This window comes from Ferrovibrio sp., from assembly GCF_017994015.1.
Taxonomy (GTDB): Bacteria; Pseudomonadota; Alphaproteobacteria; order Ferrovibrionales; family Ferrovibrionaceae; genus Ferrovibrio.
Window position 1 is genome coordinate 1 of record NZ_JAGOLP010000111.1, and the last position, 4,416, is coordinate 4,416.

At 63.2% G+C, this 4,416-nt stretch carries 5 protein-coding genes; 4 read left to right on the top strand and 1 reads right to left on the bottom strand.

Going from position 1 to position 4,416, the window contains the following annotated elements; all coding sequences use genetic code 11:
* The coding region (locus KBB36_RS20720) for an MFS transporter (protein ID WP_290985748.1) at positions 1 to 770 on the bottom strand (770 nt) is incomplete at its 3' end.
* Between the two features lie 98 nt (positions 771 to 868).
* Here KBB36_RS20720 and KBB36_RS20725 point away from each other — a divergent pair.
* The 4 genes from KBB36_RS20725 to KBB36_RS20740 all read left to right on the top strand — a co-directional run.
* Positions 869 to 1,657 carry a helix-turn-helix transcriptional regulator gene (locus KBB36_RS20725; protein WP_290985750.1) on the top strand — a complete coding sequence of 263 codons (789 nt, stop codon included), beginning with the start codon at positions 869 to 871 and terminating at the stop codon, positions 1,655 to 1,657.
* A 58-nt stretch (positions 1,658 to 1,715) separates the two neighbouring features.
* On the top strand, positions 1,716 to 2,711 hold the full coding sequence (locus KBB36_RS20730; protein WP_290985753.1) for a tripartite tricarboxylate transporter substrate binding protein: 996 nt from the start codon (positions 1,716 to 1,718) through the stop codon (positions 2,709 to 2,711).
* A 66-nt stretch (positions 2,712 to 2,777) separates the two neighbouring features.
* On the top strand, positions 2,778 to 4,013 hold the full coding sequence (locus KBB36_RS20735) for an MFS transporter (protein WP_290985756.1): 1,236 nt from the start codon (positions 2,778 to 2,780) through the stop codon (positions 4,011 to 4,013).
* On the top strand, positions 4,010 to 4,416 hold a 407-nt coding region (locus KBB36_RS20740), incomplete at its 3' end, for an AMP-binding protein (RefSeq protein ID WP_290985759.1). The genes KBB36_RS20735 and KBB36_RS20740, both read left to right, overlap by 4 nt.

Genomic DNA, 4,416 nt, shown 5'->3' on the forward strand with positions numbered 1-4,416 from the left:
ATGGCGCCGAAGGAGAAGACCAGCGCCGCCGTAAGGCCAACACCAAAGGTGGTCAGGCTGCCGAGATTGAGCTGTTCCTCAAACAGCTTGGGCAGCGAAACCGTGCCAGCGTTAAAATTTACCCCGCCGGCAATAGTGACCAGCGACAGCACCACAAAGGCGCGGATCATGATATTGCGCGGCACCCGGGCCTGCTGCTTCGGCGCCGCCTTGCCGCTGCTGGGCCGGTTTGGCACATAGATCAGGAAGCCGATGCCAGCCAGCAGCGCTGCAGCCCCCGGCACCAGGAAGGCAGCACGCCAGCCAAGCCATTGCGCCAGCGCGCCGGTGATCAGCGCCGCCAGCGCCACGCCCATATTGCCCCACACGCCGTTGATGCCGAGGTCGCGGCCCATCTTCTCCACATTGGCCACCAGCAGCGCCCCGCCCACCGGATGATAGATGGCGGCAAACAGGCCGATGCAGGTCAGGCCCACGGCGACCTGCCAGGGCTGCACCGCCAGCCCGGTCAGCATGGTGGCAAGGCCGATGCCGAAGAAGAAAATGGTCATCATGTGATAGCGGCTCCAGCGATCACCGAGCCAGCCGGCCGGGATCGAGAACAGGCCAAAGGCAATGAAGCCGCCAATCGAGAGCGCCAGCAATTCGCCATAAGGCAGGCCAAAAGCCTGATCCATCGCCAGCACGGCGGTCGGAAAAATCAGCATCAGCATATGGTCAAAGGCATGGCCGATATTGACGAAGGTGACCACACGGCGGGACAGGTTCATGACAAGGCCTCAGGGCAACAGATGAGAACGATTCTTATGCTGGACAGGCTAGCCTGTCCGGTTCAATCTGTTCGGTCAAAAATCATCGAGTTTCGGCCATGACAGTCAAAAGCACCGATCCCAACGATTACCAGGATGTGCCGCGCCCGGTGGCGGCGATGGCCAAGCCTTTTGCCGCAGGCCACCATATTGCGCCGCACCACCATCCGCGCGCCCAGTTGCTCTATGCCGTGCAGGGTGTGATGCGGGTGACAACTGCGCAAGGCGCCTTTGTGGTGCCGCCATTACGCGCCGTGTGGATGCCGGCCGGGATGCGGCATGAAGTGCGTATGATGAGCCGGGTGGCGATGCGCACACTGTATGTGGCGCCGGATGCCGATCCGGCCTTGCCGCAGGATTGCCGCGTGCTCGATGTCTCACCCCTGCTACGTGAGCTGATCCTGGAAGCCGTGGCCGAGCCGCTGGAATATGACACCGAAGGCCGCGCCGGCCTGATCATGCAGCTGATCCTGGGCGAATTGCGCCGCCTGCCGGCGGTGCCGCTGGGTCTGCCAATGCCGAATGATCCGCGCCTGGCGCGGCTCTGCGAAGCGTTGCTCGATGCACCCGGCAGCCGGCTGGGGCTGGAGGATTGGGCGCTACGCTGCGGCGCCAGTCCGCGCACCCTGGCCCGCCTGTTCCAGCAGGAAACCGGCCTCAGTTTCCGGCGCTGGCGCGAACGGGCGCGGCTGGCCGAAGCCGTGGCGCGGCTTGCCAGCGGCGCCGCCGTAGCCCAGGTGGCACAGATGCTGGGCTATGACAGCGCCTCGGCTTTCACGGCGATGTTCCGCCGCTCGCTGGGTATTGCACCGCAGCGCTATCTTCAGGGGTATGCAAGCTCTCCTTGACCAAGCATCGCCTTTCTCTAAAGTGGTTGGACATAAAACAGAAACTTGGAGGAACGCCATGATTCGGGCCATCACGCGGCGCAAAGCCGCTGCCCTTGCACTTTCATTTTCCGCGCTGGCGCTGTTTGCCATGCCCGGTCAGGTTCAGGCCCAAGCTTGGCCCAGCAAGCCAATTACTTTTGTGGTGCCCTTCCCGGCCGGTGGCGGCACCGATGCCTATGCCCGCCCGCTCGCTGCCGTGCTGAGCAAAAATATTGGCCAGCAGATCATCATCGACAATCGCGGCGGTGCCGGCGGCACTATCGGCGCCAGCGTGGCGGCGCGTGCGGCGCCGGATGGCTACAGTTTCTTCGTTGGCGCGGCGCACCACACCATTGCGCCCTCGCTCTATCCGAAGCTGGATTACGATATCGAGAAGGATTTTGCGCCGATCACCGTGATTGCCCAGCCGCCGCAGGTGATCGTGGTCAATCCGCAGAAGGTGGAAGCCCGCACCCTGGCCGACCTGATCAAGTATCTCAAGGCCAATCCGGGCAAGATGGATTACGGCTCGGCGGGCAATGGCACCACGCATCATCTGGCTGGCGAATTGTTCAAGATCGTCACCAAGACCGAGATCACCCATGTGCCCTATCGCGGCGCTGGCCCGGCCATGCAGGGCCTGCTAGCGGGCGAAGTACATATGATCTTTGACGGCCTTGGCACCTCAGCCGGCCAGATCACCGGTGGCCGCATCATTCCGCTGGCGATGGCATCACCGAAGCGCAACGCAGCCTTCCCGAATGTGCCGACCGCATCGGAAGCCGGCGTGCAGGGGTATGAAGTTTCCACTTGGTATGCCCTGTGGGCGCCCAAAGGCACCCCGGCCGACATCGTGAACAAGATGTATGCCGAAATCCGCAAGGCGCTGGACAGCGCTGAGTTGAAGGATATCTGGGCCAAGAACGGCTCCGACATTCCGGTGATGACCCCGGCCCAGTTTGGCCCGTTTGTCAGTTCCGAGGTGAAGCGCTGGGCCGAAGTGGTGAAGGCTTCCGGCGCGAAACTCGACTAAGCCAGTAATTGTTGGCGGTGCGGCCCCGCCTTCCCTGCAACCAGGGCCGCACCGATGAGGCTTCCCGTGTCCACTGCGTACCGTATTCTTGTTTGCTGCTGCCTGAGCTACGTCATCAGCCAGTTCTACCGTTCGGCCAATGCGGTGATTGGCCCGGACCTGATGCGCGAATTGCATCTCACCCCGGACGATCTCGGCATCCTCACCGGCGCCTTCTTTGTCACCTTCGCAATCAGCCAGATACCCGTGGGCATTGCCCTGGACCGCTGGGGGCCACGCAACACCATGCTGGTCACCATGGCCATCGCCTTTGTCGGCGCCTTGTGGTTTGCCGCCGGTGATGGCTTGCTGGAGCTGACCATGGCGCGCGTGGTGCTGGGCTTTGGCTGTGGCGCGTTGCTTACCGGCCCGATGGTGCTGTTTGGTCGCTGGTTTCCGCCGGATCGTTTCGCCACCTATTCCGGCATCCTGATTGCCTTTGGCAGCCTGGGCGTGATCGCCTCCACCGCGCCATTGGCGTGGTTTTCTCAAACCTATGGCTGGCGGGCGGCTTTCCATGTTACCGGCGGCTTCACCGTGCTGCTGATGCTGCTGGCCTGGTTCACCCTGCGTGATAACCCGGAAGGCACAGCGCCAGCCGCCGGCAAGCGCGAGAGCCTGGCCGATACCATCCGCGGCATCGGCGACGTAATCCGCAACCGCAATTTCCCCTATCTGTTTGTCATCATCTTCAATGCCTACGCCACCTTCATCACGCTGCTGGGGCTGTGGAGCGGACCTTACCTGTATGATGTACATGGGCTGGATACCTCGGCGCGTGGCAATGTACTGATCTTCATGGCGGCCGGCAGCGCGCTTGGCTATTTTGCCTGGGGGCCGCTGGATCGTATCTTCAACACCCGTAAATGGCTGATTGCGGTGGGGGCCGGCACGCAGTTGGCCTGTTTCAGCGCCATCATTCTGATTCCCGGCCTCCCGGTATGGCTGGTGGGCGGCTTGTTCACGCTGATGGCCACGATGAATGGCAGTTCGGTGATGATCTTTGCCCATGCTCGCAGCGTGTTTCCGCCGGCCCTGGCCGGGCGCGGCATCACCACGCTGAATATCGGCACCATGGGCGGCGCCGCTTTCCAGCAGATCCTCACCGGCTATCTGATGGGCTGGCTCACCCCCGCCGGCGGCCATCCGGATGAGACGGCTTATCGTATCGTATTCGGCGTGCAGGCTGCCCTGCTCGCCGCCGCACTGGCCTATTACCTGCGTGTACCCGACGCCAAACCTAACGACGCGGTTCAGTCATGACCCAAGAAACCAGCCGCAGCGAGCCGGTGCCGGCCCGCTTCAACATCGCCCGCTATTGCCTGGCCGAAAATGCCCGGCAGCGCGGCGACAAGACCGCCATGATCCTGGTGGGCGAAGCCGGCGAAACCCGCATGAGCTTTGCTGAAGCCGACCTCGCCGTGCGCCGCCTGGCGGCCGGCCTGCAAGGCCTTGGCCTGCCGCCGCGCTCGCGCATCATGATCCGCATGGCTAATGATGCCGATTATGCGCTGACCTACTTTGCCACCATCGCTGCCGGCCATGTTGCCCTGCCCTCCAGCGCGCAGCTTACCGCCAGCGAGGCCGAATACCTGCTGAGCAATTCCGGTGCCGCCGCCGTGGCCGCCTCGGCCGAACTGGCGCAGGATCTGCAATTGCCCGAGGG

Coding starts and splice junctions, on each gene's coding strand:
- KBB36_RS20730 (WP_290985753.1), top strand. CDS start 1,716: ATGATTCGGGCCATCACGCGGCGCAAAGCCGCTGCCCTTGCACTTTCA.
- KBB36_RS20725 (WP_290985750.1), top strand. CDS start 869: ATGACAGTCAAAAGCACCGATCCCAACGATTACCAGGATGTGCCGCGC.